The sequence below is a fragment of the Agaribacterium haliotis genome, from assembly GCF_002312815.1.
Lineage (GTDB): Bacteria > Pseudomonadota > Gammaproteobacteria > Pseudomonadales > Cellvibrionaceae > Agaribacterium > Agaribacterium haliotis.
Window position 1 is genome coordinate 120,807 of the sequence record NZ_NKQJ01000012.1, and the last position, 17,102, is coordinate 137,908.

At 50.9% G+C, this 17,102-nt stretch carries 14 protein-coding genes; 2 read left to right on the forward strand and 12 right to left on the reverse strand.

Annotation, left to right across the window (positions count from 1 at the left end; all coding sequences use genetic code 11):
• Positions 1 to 2 precede the first annotated feature (2 nt).
• From CFK45_RS14605 to flhA, 8 genes are all read right to left on the reverse strand, one after another.
• Entirely contained in the window at positions 3 to 1,109 is a 1,107-nt protein-coding gene (locus CFK45_RS14605; RefSeq protein ID WP_096087179.1) for a protein-glutamate methylesterase/protein-glutamine glutaminase, read from the reverse strand.
• A gap of 20 nt (positions 1,110 to 1,129) precedes the next feature.
• Positions 1,130 to 3,433, reverse strand: coding sequence for a chemotaxis protein CheA (locus CFK45_RS14610; RefSeq protein ID WP_096087180.1), 2,304 nt, complete (start codon positions 3,431 to 3,433; stop codon positions 1,130 to 1,132).
• Between the two features lie 9 nt (positions 3,434 to 3,442).
• Positions 3,443 to 4,237, reverse strand: coding sequence for a protein phosphatase CheZ (locus tag CFK45_RS14615; RefSeq protein ID WP_096087181.1), 795 nt, complete (start codon positions 4,235 to 4,237; stop codon positions 3,443 to 3,445).
• Positions 4,238 to 4,251: 14 nt separating this feature from the next.
• Positions 4,252 to 4,638 carry a chemotaxis response regulator CheY gene (cheY, locus tag CFK45_RS14620; protein WP_096087182.1) on the reverse strand — a complete coding sequence of 129 codons (387 nt, stop codon included), beginning with the start codon at positions 4,636 to 4,638 and terminating at the stop codon, positions 4,252 to 4,254.
• A gap of 217 nt (positions 4,639 to 4,855) precedes the next feature.
• Positions 4,856 to 5,566, reverse strand: coding sequence for an RNA polymerase sigma factor FliA (locus tag CFK45_RS14625; protein WP_096087214.1), 711 nt, complete (start codon positions 5,564 to 5,566; stop codon positions 4,856 to 4,858).
• A gap of 36 nt (positions 5,567 to 5,602) precedes the next feature.
• Complete coding sequence (locus CFK45_RS14630; RefSeq protein ID WP_096087183.1) at positions 5,603 to 6,436, reverse strand: MinD/ParA family protein; 834 nt, start codon at positions 6,434 to 6,436, stop codon at positions 5,603 to 5,605.
• 108 nt (positions 6,437 to 6,544) lie between these two features.
• The gene (gene flhF, locus CFK45_RS14635) at positions 6,545 to 7,954 is read right to left on the reverse strand and encodes a flagellar biosynthesis GTPase FlhF (RefSeq protein WP_096087184.1); all 1,410 of its coding nucleotides are present in this window, start codon (positions 7,952 to 7,954) and stop codon (positions 6,545 to 6,547) included.
• 25 nt (positions 7,955 to 7,979) lie between these two features.
• Positions 7,980 to 10,211 carry a flagellar biosynthesis protein FlhA gene (gene flhA / locus CFK45_RS14640; protein ID WP_096087185.1) on the reverse strand — a complete coding sequence of 744 codons (2,232 nt, stop codon included), beginning with the start codon at positions 10,209 to 10,211 and terminating at the stop codon, positions 7,980 to 7,982.
• A gap of 259 nt (positions 10,212 to 10,470) precedes the next feature.
• Here flhA and CFK45_RS14645 point away from each other — a divergent pair, with 259 nt between their 5' ends.
• Positions 10,471 to 11,574: a tetratricopeptide repeat protein gene (locus CFK45_RS14645; protein WP_096087186.1), complete on the forward strand. Its 1,104-nt coding sequence runs from the start codon at positions 10,471 to 10,473 to the stop codon at positions 11,572 to 11,574.
• 169 nt (positions 11,575 to 11,743) lie between these two features.
• Here the strand turns inward: CFK45_RS14645 and chrA are convergent, their stop codons facing one another.
• Positions 11,744 to 12,964, reverse strand: a complete 1,221-nt coding sequence (gene chrA, locus CFK45_RS14650) for a chromate efflux transporter (protein WP_096087187.1) — start codon at positions 12,962 to 12,964, stop codon at positions 11,744 to 11,746.
• Between the two features lie 460 nt (positions 12,965 to 13,424).
• Between chrA and CFK45_RS14655 the strand changes: the two genes are divergently transcribed.
• A complete protein-coding gene (locus CFK45_RS14655) occupies positions 13,425 to 13,781 on the forward strand; it encodes a hypothetical protein (RefSeq protein WP_096087188.1) in 357 nt (118 codons plus the stop codon).
• 9 nt (positions 13,782 to 13,790) lie between these two features.
• Here the strand turns inward: CFK45_RS14655 and CFK45_RS14660 are convergent, their stop codons facing one another.
• The 3 genes from CFK45_RS14660 to CFK45_RS14670 form a co-directional block, all read right to left on the reverse strand.
• Positions 13,791 to 14,681, reverse strand: a complete 891-nt coding sequence (locus CFK45_RS14660; RefSeq protein WP_096087189.1) for a prenyltransferase — start codon at positions 14,679 to 14,681, stop codon at positions 13,791 to 13,793.
• Between the two features lie 123 nt (positions 14,682 to 14,804).
• The gene (locus CFK45_RS14665) at positions 14,805 to 15,803 is read right to left on the reverse strand and encodes a DUF2955 domain-containing protein (RefSeq protein ID WP_158224718.1); all 999 of its coding nucleotides are present in this window, start codon (positions 15,801 to 15,803) and stop codon (positions 14,805 to 14,807) included.
• Positions 15,804 to 15,930: 127 nt separating this feature from the next.
• On the reverse strand, positions 15,931 to 17,088 hold the full coding sequence (locus CFK45_RS14670) for an HlyD family secretion protein (RefSeq protein WP_143247607.1): 1,158 nt from the start codon (positions 17,086 to 17,088) through the stop codon (positions 15,931 to 15,933).
• Between the last annotated feature and the right edge of the window lie 14 nt (positions 17,089 to 17,102).

The window sequence follows — 17,102 nt, forward strand, 5'->3', positions numbered from 1 at the left end:
GTTTAGAGACTGCTCGTCAATTTACCGCTGAATTCACCTATTGCCAGAACCTCGTCACTAAGCTGATTATTAGCAATCGCAGCCGGCATACCATAAACAACACTTGTCGCTTGATCTTGAGACCAGATGGCAGCGCCTTTTTGCTTTAACATGCGCGCCCCTTCACAACCGTCAGATCCCATACCCGTAAGCACAATACCGAGTACATTCGCTCCAAAAACCTGAGCCGCCGAACCAAAACTTATGTCGACACAAGGTTTGTAATTCACCCTGTCATCACCGTCGATGATTTTTATTTTACTTGCATTTTTTTCGAACATTAACTGCTTGCCACCCGGCGCTACTAATACTGTGCCCGCGGCAAGCACATCGCCGTTTTTAGCCTCGCTGACACTGAGTTGGCACTGCCTATCGAGCCGCTCTGAAAAAGCTCGGGTAAAGTTTTCAGGCATATGTTGCACAACAATAATCGGCACCGGGAAATTCGATGCAAGCTTTGACACGATTTCGGTCACTGCCACCGGACCACCGGTAGAAGCACCAATTACAACCAGTTTCACCTTGCCTTTGAGCTTAACGGCCGAACGCTTGGAAGCTGAAGGTTTTTCACTGCGTAAACTTCCACCTTCAAGCTTTGACGAACTATTGCGACTGACCGTCGCATTTGTATCAACCGGCCTTGCACTTACCGTTCGAGCGACTGTCGGCCTGGCGTTTTTTGCAAAGCTAATAAGTTTTTCATGCAACCGTTTTTTTAGCTGGGCGCTGTCATTAGAAACTTCTGCGAAGTTTTTTGGTAAAAAATCAACTGCACCTGCATCAAGAGCTTCAAGCGTAATTCGAGCCCCTTCATAGGTCATTGATGAAAACATAACTATAGGGACAGAGCGCCGGGACAATATTGTCCGCACTGCGGTAATGCCGTCGACAAACGGCATTTCGTAGTCCATTGAAATAACATCGGGCTTGAGCTTTTCATCAAGGTCAATGGCTTCTTGCCCATTCGCGGCAACGCCAACCACCTCGAGCTCAGGGCTCTCGTCGATAATCTTTTTTAATCGTGTCTGAAAAAAGGCGGAGTCATCCACGACCAATACTTTATAAGCCACGCTAACTCCTGTTATTTAAGCTAGGCCACGCGTTTATTATTACCCGCATAACGTTTTAACATCGAAGGGACATCCAAAATCAACGCAATCGTGCCGTCACCCGTTATTGTTGCCCCTGCCATTCCGGGCGTGCCGTGAAGCAACTTGCCCAAAGGTTTAATCACAACCTCTTCCTGGCCAATTAGTTGATCAACGATAAAGCCCACTCGCTGGGTCCCGACTGACACAATCACAACATGTGCTTCAGGCGGGTTTTTCTCACCGGCACCACCTTTAACCAACCAGTGCTTGAGATTAAAAACAGGTACGGTTTTTTCGCGAATAACGATGCACTCCTGGCCATCAACGATACTGACCTTGGTGAGATCCATATGAAAGATCTCGTTGACACTAACCAGGGGCAGCGCAAAAGTTTGCTTGCCGAGCATAATCATTAGCGTCGGCATAATTGCTAAAGTCAGCGGCACCTTAATATTAAAGCGTGTACCTTCACCCAAAGCCGATTGAATCTCAATGGAGCCGTTTAGCTGAGTAATTTTAGTTTTTACAACGTCCATGCCGACGCCGCGGCCGCTGACATCAGAAATCTCAGTTTTGGTGGAGAAACCCGGAGCAAAGATTAAATTATATGCTTCAACATCACTTAAGCGGCTTGCAGCATCGGTATCCATAATGCCTTTTTCAACCGCTTTTGTGCGCAGCTTATCTGGGTCCATACCTGCGCCATCGTCAGAAATAGAGAGCAATATATGGTCACCCTCTTGCTCGGCAGCGAGTACAACTTTTCCAACCCGGGTTTTACCATTGCGCTCGCGCTCTGCAGGTAACTCAATACCGTGATCAACGGAGTTTCTAACCAAATGCACCAGAGGGTCGGCCAGTGCCTCAACCAAGTTTTTATCAAGGTCAGTGTCTTCGCCCTTCAGCTCAAGATTAATTTCTTTTTTCAAGTTTCTAGCAAGGTCTCGCACAACACGCGGAAAACGCCCAAAAACCTTTTTAATCGGCTGCATGCGAGTTTTCATCACGGCCGTCTGTAAATCAGCCGTAACAACGTCGAGATTACCCACCGCCTTTTGCATGCTCTCGTCGGTGCTTTCTTCGCCGAGACGAACTAAACGATTGCGCACCAATACCAGTTCACCGACCATGTTCATAATATCGTCAAGTCGCTGCGTATCGACACGTACCGTTGTCTCACCTTGAGCAACTTGAGCCGCCTGCTGATTCCCCTGTTTGTTGTCTCGGGGTTTCAACTTTGTGACGGATGCAGCTTTGCTGGGTTCTGGAACTTCGGCTTTTACCGGCTCGGCTTTCGCCTCCGGCGCAGCCTCATCTTTTGCCGCCGGCACTTCCTCCTTCGCTGCTGTCGGCCCGTGACCTTTGCCATGCAATTCATCGAGAAGATTTTCAAATTCATCATCAGAAATTAAATCACCACCACCAGATGAGTTTGCCTCGCTCGCATTTTGCCCCGGCCCCTTGCCGGTACCATGCAACTGGTCGAGCAGATCTTCGAACTCGTTCTCACTGATTTCATCCGGGCTCGTTGCGCCAGTTGATTCAGCGGCGCCAGCGCTTGCGCTACTGTCGGCCAGCGTCGGTGCCTGACCGCTGCCGTGGAGCTGATCTAATAAAGCTTCAAACTCCTCTTCAGTTATCTCGTCGCCTGCGGCACTGACATTTACCCCGCCGACACTGGCGCTTGGGTCACTGGGCTTGCTCTGACTTGCCGAGGCATCATCTTTGTTATCAAGCGCATCGAGAAAACCTTCAAACTCCTCATCGCTCATATCAAAATCAGCCGATGAAGCCTCAGCACCTGACTGACTTGCCCCCTCAACACTTGGCGCTGGTGTGTTGTCTGTGCTTGTGCTATCAGCCGACTCAGTAGACTGGGCTGGCTCGACTGCTGCAGACGACGCATTCAGGTCTTCCCCTGCAACAAGCAGCTCGAGCTGATGAATTAACTGAGGGTCGGCTTCATCAGGGCTCTCTCCGTTTTGCAGTTGATGAAACTGCCTTGTCACCGTATCGAGCGCCTGTAAAACAATATCCATCAACTCAGGGCTGACTTCTCTATCGCCGTTTCGCAGGATATCGAATAAGTTTTCAGTGACGTGACAGCAGTCCACCATCGCATTGAGCTGCAAAAAGCCTGCACCACCTTTGACCGTATGAAAACCACGGAAGATTGCATTAAGCAGATCTTTATCATCGGGGCTCTGCTCTAGTTCTACCAACTGCTCGGACAGCTGCTCTATGATCTCCCCTGCTTCAACAAGAAAGTCCTGGAGTATTTCTTCGTCATCGCCAAACGCCATGCTTATTCCTCAAAATCCAAGGCTCGACAAGAGGTCATCGACATCGTCCTGGCCGCTGACAACGTCGTCGCGTTTATCTGCATGCATGGCGGGGCCCTCACCTTGCGAGCTGTACTCACGCTTAGCGCCCTCCGGCGTGTCTTCATTTGCCAAGCCCGTTACCACTTCAACCTGGCCGGCGATACGCATTAAATCAACCAGCTCCCGCTCGACATCCGTAACAAGCTCGATAACTTTTTTTAAGGCCTGGCCGGTCAAGTCCTGAAAGCCCTGTTCAAGAATAATATCCTGCAGACTTTTATTAAGTTGAGTGGTGCCATCGCCCATCTGCTCAAGAAATTCATCAATGCGCAGAACCAAAGCTTTAAACTGTTCTTTGGTCATTTCCCGGCGCTTAAGTTTGCTCCACTCATCCTGCAGGCGCTGCGCCTCCTGGCCGAGATTCATCGCTATTGGTGCAACCGCTTCAACCTTGTCCATGGTCTTATCAGCTGCCGCCTGGGTGAGGCTCAATACGTAGTGGAGCCGATCGGAGGCGTCACTGATTTCGGAGTTTTTAATTTCCGGCGGGTTAGTACTTACATCCGCATCGACATTAAAATTAACAATCGCCGTATGTAGTGCACGCGTTAGCTGCCCCACAGAATTAAAGATATGTTTATCCCTGGCCTCGATTAACTCGTGAATAATTTTGGATGCAGTTTTGTATTCTTGATTCTGAAGAACATCAACCAGTTGTTTGGCGGAGTCCTCCAGCTTGGCAATGAATTGCTCATCATCCGGTCTTAAAGATGCATTCGCCATCTGAGTCCCCCGGACTAACCGTTAACACGCTCAAAAATTTTGTCGATTTTCTCTTTCAGAACCTGAGCAGTGAAAGGTTTAACAACGTAGCCGTTGACCCCGGCTTGAGCGGCTTCAATAATCTGGTCTCGCTTTGCCTCAGCCGTTACCATTAGCACCGGTAGCGATGCAAGTTTCGCGTCGGCGCGAACCTCTTTAAGTAAATCGATGCCGGTCATGCCTGGCATGTTCCAGTCGGTGACTAAAAAATCAAAATCCCCGCTGCGCAACATTGGCAAGGCTGTGGAACCATCATCTGCCTCTTGGGTATTGGTAAAGCCCAAATCGCGCAGTAAATTTTTTATGATGCGCCGCATCGTCGAAAAATCATCGACGATTAGGATTTTCATATTTTTGTCCAAGTCAGCCTCCTAATTTTCGGCTTGTGCTTTACGTATCCGGTTTTTGTTATCCGGCTTTTACTGTTCAAATTCCCCGCAGGCTCCAGTCGAGCCATGCGCCTGTGCCGAGCGATTAAGCCTGCTTGCTGAGCGCCGAGCGCAAACTTCCACGCCTTCTCAGAATTAAAGTCTAGTCGCTCGCTGTCAGTACTCCAGTTTTTGGCGTTCTTTCAAGGCCTTACCAGCCTTTTAAGCGCGATCGCAAACGCGCAGCCGCCTGGCTGTGAATCTGGCTGACCCGACTTTCACTGACTCCGAGCACCATACCAATCTCTTTTAAATTGAGTTCCTGCTCGTAATAGAGTGAAAGCACCAGTTGCTCGCGCTCCGGCAAGTGCTTGATCTGTGCAGCCAGGGCGCTGCGCAGCGCATCGTCGCTAACTTGCGCGGCCGGCTCTGCGCCATCGTTGGCCTTAATTTCGCCGGGGCTGTGCTCGTCGTCACCCTCCAGGCTTTCTTCTAGGCTGAACAAACGCGCCGACATGCAGTCGTGCGCCATGCTGTAATAGTCGTCGAGCGTAACGCCCAGCGCGTCGGCAATTTCAGTGTCTCGCGCATCTCGACCCAAACGTTTTTCAAGCCCTTCAATCGCCTCACTGATGGCTCGCTTGTTGCGGTGAACAGAGCGAGGCACCCAGTCGCCCCGACGCATTTCATCGACAATTGCACCGCGAATACGAATCCCCGCGTAGGTTTCAAAACTCGCACCTTTGCTGTCGTCAAATTTCTGAATCGCCTCCAATAAACCAATCATGCCGCTTTGCATAAGGTCTTCTAACTGAACGGAGGCCGGCATACGCGCCATAATATGCAGGGCAATGCGCTTGACTAAATAAGCGTAATCTTCAGCCCGGTACGTCGATTGCAGCGTGTTTTTAAGCTCATACATGCTTTCAGCATTTATCTCCACTGATACTGAAAAGCGCTACACCAGAGTATCGGCGCTGGAACTTGCCAATAGACGCTCGATAAAAAATTCGAGATGTCCACGCGGACCACCCGGCAGCGGCCATTCATCTACTTTTTTTGCCAATTCTTTAACTGCAAGTGCAGCCTTGCTGTTCGGTGCAGTTTCGAGCAGCGGTTTGCGAGCCTGTACAGACTTTCGTACATTTTCGTCAAATGGAACGTGGCCGAGGTAACTCATCGTCGCGTCTAAAAAACGCTCACACACAGTGTTGAGTTTTTCAAACAACATGCGCCCCTCTTTTGCACTGCGAGTCATATTGGCTATAACCCGAAAACGACTGACACCGTGTTCAGTGTTAAGCAGTTTCATCAATGCGTAGGCGTCGGTAATTGATGACGGCTCGTCACAGACAACTACCAGCACTTCTTGAGAGGCGCGGACAAAATTAACAACCATGTCGCTGATACCAGCGGCGGTGTCGACCACCAACACATCTAATTGATCACTGATATCGCTAAACGCGTGGATTAAGGCCGCGTGTTCATGATTACTCAACTGCACCAGTTGCTGTACACCTGAACTGGCCGGAACCACTTTGATGCCCCCCGGGCCGTTGACCAACACCTCTCGTAAACTGCGAGAACCATCGAGCACATCGGCGATGCTGTATTTGACATCGAGACCGAGCAAAACATCCACATTGGCGAGCCCGAGATCGGCATCCATCAACACAACCCGCCTGCGCAGCGCGGCCAGAGCTAGACTGAGATTCACGGACACATTTGTTTTACCAACTCCCCCCTTGCCGCCGGTAACCGCAATCACTCTAACTGGATGATTTGAACTCATAATCTGCTCTACTTACTTTTATCTAACTTCAATGTAGCAAAGGCTGGGCACTTCACTTGAGCTTGTAGGGAAAACAGCTGCGTTTGCAAACACACTTAGCTCGGCTGGTTAAAAGCTCGCCTGTTCTTGTTGATACGAAGCCTTTGACAAACTGACCGCACGGCTGATCAAGTCGTGGCGCTTGGCTCGATGAATGTCGTCGGGAATGCTTTGGCCATCGGTGATATAGGCCAACGGTAATTTACTCTGCCAAAGCGCACTTAGTGCATCGCCTAGCGAGCAAGCCTCATCGAGCTTGCTCAATACACACAAATCTCTATCGGCTCGGGCTTTGTAGGCGTGTACGCTCGCTTTTAGGTGCTGACTCTGGCTCAAGCTCGACAGCACCAGCATGCGCCGAAGCTGGGGGCACTGGGCAAGCTGCGCTTCTTGCTCGGCGAGTTTAGTGTCACCGTGACGAAAACCCGCGGTATCTATAAGCACGAGTGGAAACTCGCGAAAATCGGCAAGACAAGAAAGCAAGCTCGAACGCGGACCGACAACTTTTAAAGGTGCCGCGAGGATTTTTGACAGCGAGCGCAGTTGCTCTACCGCTCCGACACGATGGCTGTCGAGTGTCAACAGCGCGACTTTGCCTGGGCCGTGACGCAAGGTGTACTGCGCTGCCAATTTCGCTAGTGTCGTTGTCTTGCCAACGCCTGTCGGGCCGACAAAAGCAAAACAGCCACCGCGCTCAATAGCGTATTCTTCAGCAACAGGAATGCCTTTGGCCAAGGTCGCCAGGCTCTGCTTCCAGGCATCGTTAAGGCGAAGGCCGTGGGGCACGGCCATATGAATTTCACTGATAACGGCCGGGCTGAGCCCGACGCGTTCTAAATGGCTGTGCACTTTACTGCGCGACGGTGTTGGTTCCTGAACATCACTCGCCACCGCCGCCCAGCTTTGCTGCTCTAATAACAAGCGCAAATCGGCAATCTCTTCTTTAAGGCCGGCGAGCTTTTGCTCCTGAACCAGATCCTCCGACCAAGCCTGTTTTGGCGGTGGCGATCGTTCGGCCACGGCGGATGCAGGCAACTCGTTTGCCTGCGGCGCCGATACCTGCTGCTCAGCCTGTGCAGCGGCTTTGCGCGCGGCAAGCATGCGCTCTCTCGCGCGCTCAATCTCAGCGGCAAGCTCAACACCTTTGGGCTGCACCTGCGCCTGATCGCGCTCATTCGGGGTCATAGAATTGGGGTATGAGGCCAGAGCTTGCTCGATACCTGCCTGGCTTTGCCAGCTGCTATCGCTGCTCATGGCGTGGTCGAGTTCAGTGTCAAACTTCTGACCAAAATCGCGGCGCTCAGGTACACCGCGGGTGTGGTAATCGGGCTCGAGCGAAGTAATGATCTCAACCCCACCATTAATTTTTTTGCTGCTTAAAATAACCGCTTCCGGCCCCATCTCATCCCGAACTAACGCCAGAGCCTGACTCATGCTCGGCGCGACAAAACGTTTTACTTCAGCTTCGCTATCATTCATCTTTTTTCCCGCCACCGTTCAGGGGTTAACTTACCAAGCCTTCGCCCACCGTCGCTTCGATGGTCAGCTGCTTGTTATCCGGCACCTCGTTGTAAGCCAGTACGCGCAGTTCAGGTATCGCTATGCGTGAAAAGCGCGAAAGCATTGACCTGAGCGGCGTGGCGACCAGCAAAATAAGTGGTTTACCCTGCGCCTCTAGTTTTTTAGCTGCACTGACCAGCGCTTGATTTATGCGCTCGGCTAGCTGCGGCTCAACAAAAGCGCTGTCGTCCGCGCCAGTTTTTTGTGCCTGTTGTATGCTCTGAAGCAACAACTGTTCCAGCCGTGGAGCCAGTGTTAACACCGGCACATCTGCTTCGTTGCCGACAATGCTTTGCACAATTTGGCGAGCCAAGCTGACCCGCACTTCGGCACACAGCGCCTCGGTGCTCATTTGATTATTGCCGCGACTTGCGAGTGTCTCAGCGATGCTGCGCATATCTCTAACCGAAACCTTCTCGGCCAGAAGCATCTGCAAAACCTTCCGTAACTGATTGATTCCAATCGTGTTTGGCACCAGTTCTTCAACAAGCTTCGGCGATTTCTCGGCCAGTAAGTCGAGCCACTTCTGCACGTCTTCGTGGCCGATTAACTCGTGCGAATGATTTTGCATAATCTGATTGAGGTGAGTCGCCACCACGGTGGCCGGGTCGACAACGGTGTAGCCCAGGCTCTGCGCTTGATCCTGTTTGTCGTCGTCTATCCAGTAGGCGTCCAGGCCAAATGCCGGATCTTTGGCGGGTGTGCCATCGAGCTTGCCAAAAACCTGACCGGGGTTGATGGCCATAAAGCGCCCGGGGAACACTTCAGCTTCGGCAACCGCAACCCCCATCAGGCTAATGCGATAGGTATTTGGCATTAAATCGAGATTGTCTCGAATATGCACAGCGGGTATTAAAAAACCCAATTCTTGACTGAGCTTTTTGCGAACCCCTTTTATGCGCCCCAGCAGCTCGCCCCCCTGAGCTTTGTCAACCAGTGGAATCAGACGATAGCCAACTTCCAGGCCGATAATGTCGACCGGCTGCACATCGTCCCAGCTAACCTCCACCGGCTCGGCGGGCGCCGCCGAGGGCGCTTGATGTTCAATAGCCGCGACCGGCGCGGCGCTGCCGTCTCCGGGAACAAACGGCGGCGCTCCGGCGGCGCGACCACCTTTAAAGCCGCCCTCGTCGACCACTTCCGCTTCTCGCTGGCGGTAGTAAATGTAATAAGCCAACAAACCACAGATTGCACCGAGGCTTAAAAATGCAAAATGTGGCATGCCGGGAATAGAGCCCATAATAAATAAGATCGCAGCCGCTACCGCAAGCGCCTTTGGCGACTCAAACATCTGTGACAAGACCTGGCGATTCATATCTTCAGAGCTGTTGACACGGGTAACCATGATCGCCGCTGCCGTCGATAGCAGCAGCGACGGAATCTGGGCGACAAGGCCGTCGCCAATGGTCAGCAATACATAATTTTGCAAAGCTGTTTGGAACTCGAGCTGGTGCTGGACCATACCAACAGCAAGACCGCCAATGATATTGATCACCAAAATTAAAATACCGGCAACACTGTCGCCGCGAACAAACTTGCTGGCGCCGTCCATCGCGCCATAAAAATCCGCTTCGGCAGCGACATCGGCCCGGCGGGTGCGCGCCTCTTCTTGGTCGATAAGCCCGGCGTTCAAATCGGCATCAATGGCCATTTGTTTGCCCGGCATTGCATCTAAAGTAAAACGCGCGCTGACCTCAGATATTCGCCCCGCGCCCTTGGTGACCACAACAAAGTTAATGATGATCAGAATAATAAATACAACCAAGCCAACCGCGTAATTGCCGCCGATCACCACCTCGCCAAAGGCCTGAATAACCTTGCCGGCGGCATCGCCACCTTCGTGACCATTAAGTAAAACTACCCGTGTCGAAGCGACATTCAGCGCCAAACGCAGCAGCGTCGCGACCAACAGAATCGTAGGGAAAACGGCAAAATCCAGCGGCCTTAAGGTGTAGACAGCGACTAACACCACAACAATCGATAAGGCGATATTAAAAGAGAAAAATGCATCCAGAAGAAATGGCGGCAGCGGCAGCGTCATCATGCCCAGCAGCGCAAGCAGCAGCACAGGTATAGTTAAATTGCCGCGCCAGGCACTGCCGACACCCTGACGCAAGCTTTGGCCATCGACCGTCGACGGCAAACTGCGCAAGTGCTGAAAAAATGTTTCTGCCATAACGACCCCAAAGCAACAACAAACTTGCCAATAAATTGGCGATTTTTTTACTAAGGGGGCTTATCGCAAAAGCTGTGCCGCATCGAAAAGCCTATCAAATAAAGTAATCAGCAAGCGGCGCACAGCTATGTTTTACATGCCTTACAAGCGGCCTCAATAGGCGTTAAACAGGCGTAAAAATGCGTCGAGCCGTAACAGCTAAACGGCAACACAAACTATAATTAAACGGTATTGGTTACTTCGCGCCCGGAGTACGCTTATGACATTGCCACTCAAAGTTTTGAGCCTCGTCGCCGGGCTCAGCCTGGCATTTAACAGCAGCGCCACACCTGTACACAGTGTCGAAGGCAATCGTTATGCTATTGATCAAAGTAAACTGCTTGAACTCAGCGCCGAGATAAAAACCGAACTTGAAAACAATATAAAAAACATTCGCAAACCCGGTGAGCGCGCCGTCGCTCTGCACCAACTGATGTTTGGCCCAGACGGCTGGCAGATTCGCTACGACTTCGATGCCAACTTAAGTGCGCAGCAGGCCTGGCAACTTCGCCGCGGTAACTGCCTGAGCCTGGCCCTACTCTATGTTGCCAGCGCCCGCTATGTCGGCTTAAAAGCGCAATTCCAGCGTGTGCAAACGCCGGCCCAATGGGAACAGCGCAGCGATTATTATTTAGTACCCGGCCACGTCAACGTCGCTGTCAGCACCCATCGCCAGCGTATCTATATCGAATTTCTCGGCACCTTTTACGACTTTGAAGTTGACCCAAGCCAAGGCAGACGCATTAGTGACAAACAAGCCTTTGCCGACTATTACAACAACATAGCCATGGCACTTATGGATCAAAAAAAGTGGCCACAGGCCCGCAGTACCATGCAAACCGCCATTGAGCTTGAACCCGACTCCGACATGTACTGGTCCAACCTCGGTGTGCTTGAAAAATTCAGCGGCAATAGCCAAGCCGCCGAAAAGGCCTACCGCACAGCGCTTAAGATAAACAAGCGCAACTACAGCGCACTGACAAATCTCTACGTACTTTTAAGTGAACAGCAGCGCAAGCAAGAAGCCAAAGAGATCTCCAACAAAGTGCAAAAATACAGCCGTAAAAACCCCTTTCGGCTGGCAAAACTTGCCGGGAAAGCGCTGGTGAATGAGCAGTACGATGTCGCACTGAGCAGCATAAAAAAAGCCATCAAACTGCGCCCAGAACACGCCGAATTCCATTATCTACAGGCCAGAATCTACTACCGAAGTGGCGCTGCCACGCAAGGTTTTGATGCCCTGCAACGGGCCGCCAAGTTGGCTGAAGGTCAAGACAAACAGCGCTATGAGCAAAAAGTCGCAGCGTTAGCGCCATCGTTCTAGCGCGCCAGGAAAACATTGAGTTTACCCTGGGCTCGCCACATAAAGCAGGCGGGCATGCAAGCACCTGTTAACAATTAAGTCCGATAAAGCGCGCACCGAATTGCTCAACCAAAGTGCCGAAAATATTTATCAGGGCGTAGAGCGCTTTAAACTCAACTCGTTGTCGCCTTTAATAACCCGTAAAAAAATTAAATAACGCCGTAAACGAACAGCACACAAGCGCTAACACAGGTATCGGCCAACGCAGAGCCTTGAACAACATAAAAACAAGCGCTGCAAACACACCATCCTGTGGCCCGTGGATCGCGCTCGGAATCAGCGTGGTAAAAATAAGCGCCGCCAGCAGGCCAACAACCGCGGCATTAACACCGTGAATAACACCGGCCAGATGCCGCTGAGCCATATATTTATGCCAAAGTGGTAGCGCCGCCAACACTAGCAAAAAACCTGGTAAAAAAATGCACAATGTCGCAATCAGCGCGGCCATGATTGGCTGCGTTTGCGAAATTTTCGCCCCAAGAAATGCCGCAAAACTAAACATCGGCCCGGGTACAAGTTGGGTCGCGCCATAACCTGCAAGAAAATCATCGTTTGTCAGCATGCCCGCCTGCACCACAGGTACTTCAAGTAGCGGCAACACCACGTGGCCACCACCAAAGACCAAGGCGCCACTTTGATAACACAACAGCGCTAAACGAGCGAGCAAAGTATCGGGAAGCAGCGTGTAACTCAAAAGCAACAAAAAAATAAATACGGCCAACAAAAGCAGTGAACGTTTATACGACCCTGCTGCATAGGAACGAACTAAGCCCCCCTCTTTAAGCGCCGCTTTTGCTTCATAGCCGACTTCACCTGCGCCAGAAAAAAATACCAGTCCGAATACAGCCCCCAAGGAGATAGCCAACCACGGCCACGTTGGAAAAATAATTAAAGCAACAAACACAACAAAGGTTAACAATAAGGCTTTGGTCTCGCGGCAGAAGTTCCTGCCCATGCCCCAGCATGCATCACAGACAATGACCAAGGCCAAAATTTTTAAGCCGCCTAGCAAACTCTGCTGCCAAAACGGTGAAAGTGCAGTGCTGAACTTTGCATAAGCAATCAGCAACAGCACCGAAGGCAAGGTAAACGCAGCAAATGCCAATAGCGCTCCGAATACGCCCGCGCGGTGATAACCAATTAAAAAGCCCAGTTGGCTGCTCGCTGGCCCGGGTAAAAATTGACTAAGCGCCAGCAGCTGAGCAAAGCCCTGCTCACTTATCCAGCCGCGCTTACTGACAAACGCCTGGCGAAAATACGCAATATGCGCCATGGGGCCACCAAAGCTTGTCAGGCCCAGCAACAAGAACGCCTGCCATATTTGTCCTACACGCTGCCAATATGTACTCATCAAGCAATCAAACCCGTATCGATTTAAAACCTAAAAACTGTTAAGTGATATTTAATACAGCCCGTGTAAAGGCCAAAGATAAAGTGTTCTAAGTGCGACTTCGACTTCGTAAATCACTCAAATCGTAAGCACATATTTTTTTTGCCAATGATTATGACAAAACAACACGGCAAAAAGATGTCTGCGGCGACGCATAATTTTGAACCAACACGCAAAACACAAAGACCGACAACAAGCACCGAGACTTTTCTTGCTGTTTGTAAACTAAAAGGAGACAATAATTTGGCGCGTTTTATGCCTATTTACTTTAGGCTTCTACAGAGCTAAGTCTATTTACATAATGTCGGTACCCAGGCTAAGAAAAAAGTTTGGGTTTTCACACAAAAACATTCTTACCTTGTGCTCGCACGCCAAACATGAGTGCGCGCCAATGCTTGGTAAGCCTTAAACTGGTGCACATATGAATTTCAGCAAACCAATGATAGAGCTGGTCTACGAGATACGTAGAACCTGCCCTAGCGATCTGAAACCTTCAGTGAAGCTCGCCAACCCCGAGCTTTTTGATGAACTGCGCAACTACTATTTTGACTCCGCTACGGCCGTTAACAAAGCTTTGATTAAGGAGCTTTTCAACCTTGCCGGCGGCGAGTGGGCTGAGCGCTTAGATAACCCCACTAAAAACCACCCGCGCCAGCAAGTAAAAGTCTATCGCGGGCAGACCGTATTTGAAGACAAAGCCCCGGCCAAAGCTGACAGCGCCGACGAGCGTAAAAACAAGACACCTAAAAAAATGTATCGCGGCCGAGTTGTCGCCTAAATTGCAACACTAGCGCGAAACATACATCGCCAGGGCGAGCACCAACGGGCTCAGTACGGCACAGGCAACATTTGCGGCAAGGAAAGCCGTTTGCTCGTGCAATTTATCACCACAGGCAAACGCAGCTCGCGCTGCAATCAAGCCGGGCAGCATGCTCACTACCGCTGCAAACGCCAGCAGTGGCAATTTCTGCAAAGCGATCAACACCAGCAGCAATATCAGCGCCAACAACCAGTTCAATAAATAAACAAACGCGCTAAAACGGCGCCCATATGCCACAGGCAAGGTTCGCCGCCCAACACTTTGGTCGGCTTCAAGATCGGGAAATTGATTCAAAAGCAGCAAGTTATTAATCAGCAAAGCCGGAATAAAACTAATTAGCAGCGCGTCCGCTTCAGCGTGACCGGTTAACACCCAAGCCCCGCCAAATACCGGAATAACGGCCAAACCAAGGCCCGGTGCGATCAAGCAGAGCCACGGCATACGATTGATCCACTTGGTATAGGCAAGAATAATCACAACACCGAGCAAACCCAGTAACAGCAAATACCAATCCGTTTTCACGGCCAGCCACAAACCAATGAATACCGCCAACAGCAAAGCTGCCAAGCCAAAAGCATAGGCGGCATTCACCGCTTCGGGCTTGTTAGGCAAAGTGCCACTGCCGCCACTAAACGGAGTTTTAATGGTTTTTAGGTCGAGCCCCGAACGAAAATCTTCCGCTTCATTTAATGCATTGACACTGACATGGGCCAAAAAAAGCAACAGCAACATCGCCACAACAAAGGCCGTTGTCGCTGTACCGCCAAGCCACAAGCCCGTTGCCACAACTAAACTCATGCAGGTAAACGCCAACACCAAAAATGGCGGGCGACTTGTCATTAATACAGCTTTGAGCATAGATTCCCCTCGAATCCACAGAAATAAACATTAATGAGCGTTTATATCAGGTTGCAGCTCGATCGATTCGACAAACATCAAGCACCAGCACGTGCTACAAGCGCCAATCCTTGCCGCTTGACGTTAATCAAAACGCGCCAAATAACGCAGCGCTTTTTTTCGAAACAGGCCTTTGATTACCACCAAAGCAATAATAACGTAAGCACCGGCACAAAATATCTGCACCATACGGCTGACAAACTTGTCTTGAAAATCGCCACCGGCCGAACTCGTTACCGAAGCGAGCAATATCAGCACCGTTGACAAACTCGCCGAATACAAACCAGAGAGCCGATGAGTAGAGAAAATACGCTGGCCAAGCAATAACAAGCACAGCAGCATCAGACAGTAAAAAAACAGCAGCTCGGGCGAGGCTTTGACCAAAATAAATACAGCGTAGGCAATGCAGCCGCCCAGAAAATTACCGAGCAACAGCCCAACGCCCGCCTTCAAATTGGTACCGATATCAGGGTTTTGCATCAAAATCGCCACAAATGCAAACACTAAGGCTGCGTCGAGTAAATCGAGGGCATAAAAACTTAAGGCCAGCGGTAAAAGTGCAAGCGTACTTGCCATCGCCTTGACCTGAGCTTCGTGGCGAAAGAGCGAGGTCGAGCTCGAAGCCGTAACATCGTATTCGGTACCGGCGGGGTCGGGAAATACACTGAAGGCAAACCAGGCAAATACAACGGCAATGCCCGCTGAAAATATAAAGCCGGCGGTCACCCCAAGCGGCAGCGCCTGACTGGTCAAGCTCATCAGCGGCATCAAACAAATGCCAATAAGTAACAATAAGCTAGCGAGCTCAGGCAGTTTTTCCATCGCCCGCCAGTAAAAAATATAATAAAAACAGAGTATCAACAGTAAGGCAGATATACCCGGCCAGCGCGGTACAATTAAGCCGAGCAAAACAAAAGGGAAAAGCGCCAGGAAAATAAGCGTCACCAAACCCAGGCCCGCCTTTAGATCCAGCGGCTTTTTATTTGACACCAATAAACTCGACAGCAATACCGGGCTCAAAAAAGCCAGTGGCCAGTTTATGCTCACCGCAACGATAAAACACAATGACAAAAAGCAGGCCAAGCGCAGAATCCTGCGCTGGCGAAGATCCAGGCCAGCGACTGTAAAAACCGGCCAACGTTTTTTTATGTTTTGATCAGCTCGCAGCTGTCGGGGCAAGGCCGTCTGTGTCATCGACTGAACTCAGGCATCAATAAATGTAAGACAACCAGCTAGACACTCGTATTTTCAGCCAGGCCAAGCTGTTCAAAATTACATTTGAACCTGTATAAACAACAAGCTCGACTTGCCCGCCTTCTAAACGCATGGTCTTGGTTTCACCTGCATCAAACTGCACAATGACCGGAAACGACTGAGATTCGCGCAGCCAACCGCTCTGCTGAGGCGCCACGGGTAGCTTGCCTGGGCTGGTGCTTTTATTTGCCCAGTCAACGCCCAGCGTCAGCGATACAACATGCCCTTTAAACACTTTTCCCGGCATGCTATCGAGCGCGATATCAACCGGTGCGCCAACCCGCAAATGACCGAGGTTGTTTTCACGCATATAGGCCTCAATCCAGGTTTCTTTCGAAGAAATCAGGGTCATAATTGGCTGCCCGGGGCTTGCGTACTGACCAACATCGAGACTAACGTTGGTCACGTAACCTGCAGCTGGCGCTCTGATTTCGGTGTAGCTTAAATCGAGCCGCGCCTGGCCGAGCGCTGCGATGGCCGAGCGAATTTTAGGGTTGTCCTGACCGCCTACTCCCAGCTGCTCTTTGGCTTTATCAAATTCGGCCTGAGCGGCATCGACGTTAGCTTCAGCTTTAGCGACTTCGGCGATGCTGCGATCGAGCTCTGATTTTGACACAACACCTTTGGCGGCAAGAATTTGATAGCGCGAGGCCTGCTGCTGAACATAGGTCAGCTGCGCCTGTTGCTGCGCCAGCTTGGCTTCAGCAGAGCTAATACTTTCCGTACTGGCACTGATGTCCTGGCCGGCCAGTTCCAGATTTGCCTCGGCCGTATCCAGGGCCATCTGATAGCTTCGCGCATCGATCTGCGCCAGCAGCTCATTGGCTTCAACTTTTTTAGAGAAATTTGCCTGCACCGATACAAGTTTACCGGCGACCTGCGGGGCGATCGGCACCACATAACTGCGCACCCGAGCGTTGTCGGAAAACGGCGTATAACGATCGGCAAACAAATGCCAGATAAACAGAAAAAGACACAGCGCCAATACTATTTTTGTCAGCTTTTTAATCGGGTCTTTCTCGTCGGCTGTGTGTTTTGTCTGCGTATCGTCACTTTGCCCGCTGTCACCTTGCGCAGCGTCGTCGTGTCCCGCCGCGGATTTATCCTTGCTCATATCGCTCACCCGAC

Bases quoted from the DNA above. Each gene is read 5' to 3' on its own strand.
- CFK45_RS14670 (WP_143247607.1), bottom strand. From the start codon at position 17,088: ATGAGCAAGGATAAATCCGCGGCGGGACACGACGACGCTGCGCAAGGT.
- CFK45_RS14660 (WP_096087189.1), bottom strand. From the start codon at position 14,681: ATGCTCAAAGCTGTATTAATGACAAGTCGCCCGCCATTTTTGGTGTTG.
- CFK45_RS14645 (WP_096087186.1), top strand. From the start codon at position 10,471: ATGACATTGCCACTCAAAGTTTTGAGCCTCGTCGCCGGGCTCAGCCTG.
- CFK45_RS14655 (WP_096087188.1), top strand. From the start codon at position 13,425: ATGAATTTCAGCAAACCAATGATAGAGCTGGTCTACGAGATACGTAGA.
- flhA (WP_096087185.1), bottom strand. From the start codon at position 10,211: ATGGCAGAAACATTTTTTCAGCACTTGCGCAGTTTGCCGTCGACGGTC.
- flhF (WP_096087184.1), bottom strand. From the start codon at position 7,954: ATGAATGATAGCGAAGCTGAAGTAAAACGTTTTGTCGCGCCGAGCATG.
- chrA (WP_096087187.1), bottom strand. From the start codon at position 12,964: ATGAGTACATATTGGCAGCGTGTAGGACAAATATGGCAGGCGTTCTTG.
- CFK45_RS14625 (WP_096087214.1), bottom strand. From the start codon at position 5,566: ATGTATGAGCTTAAAAACACGCTGCAATCGACGTACCGGGCTGAAGAT.
- CFK45_RS14610 (WP_096087180.1), bottom strand. From the start codon at position 3,433: ATGGCGTTTGGCGATGACGAAGAAATACTCCAGGACTTTCTTGTTGAA.
- CFK45_RS14630 (WP_096087183.1), bottom strand. From the start codon at position 6,436: ATGAGTTCAAATCATCCAGTTAGAGTGATTGCGGTTACCGGCGGCAAG.
- CFK45_RS14615 (WP_096087181.1), bottom strand. From the start codon at position 4,237: ATGGCGAATGCATCTTTAAGACCGGATGATGAGCAATTCATTGCCAAG.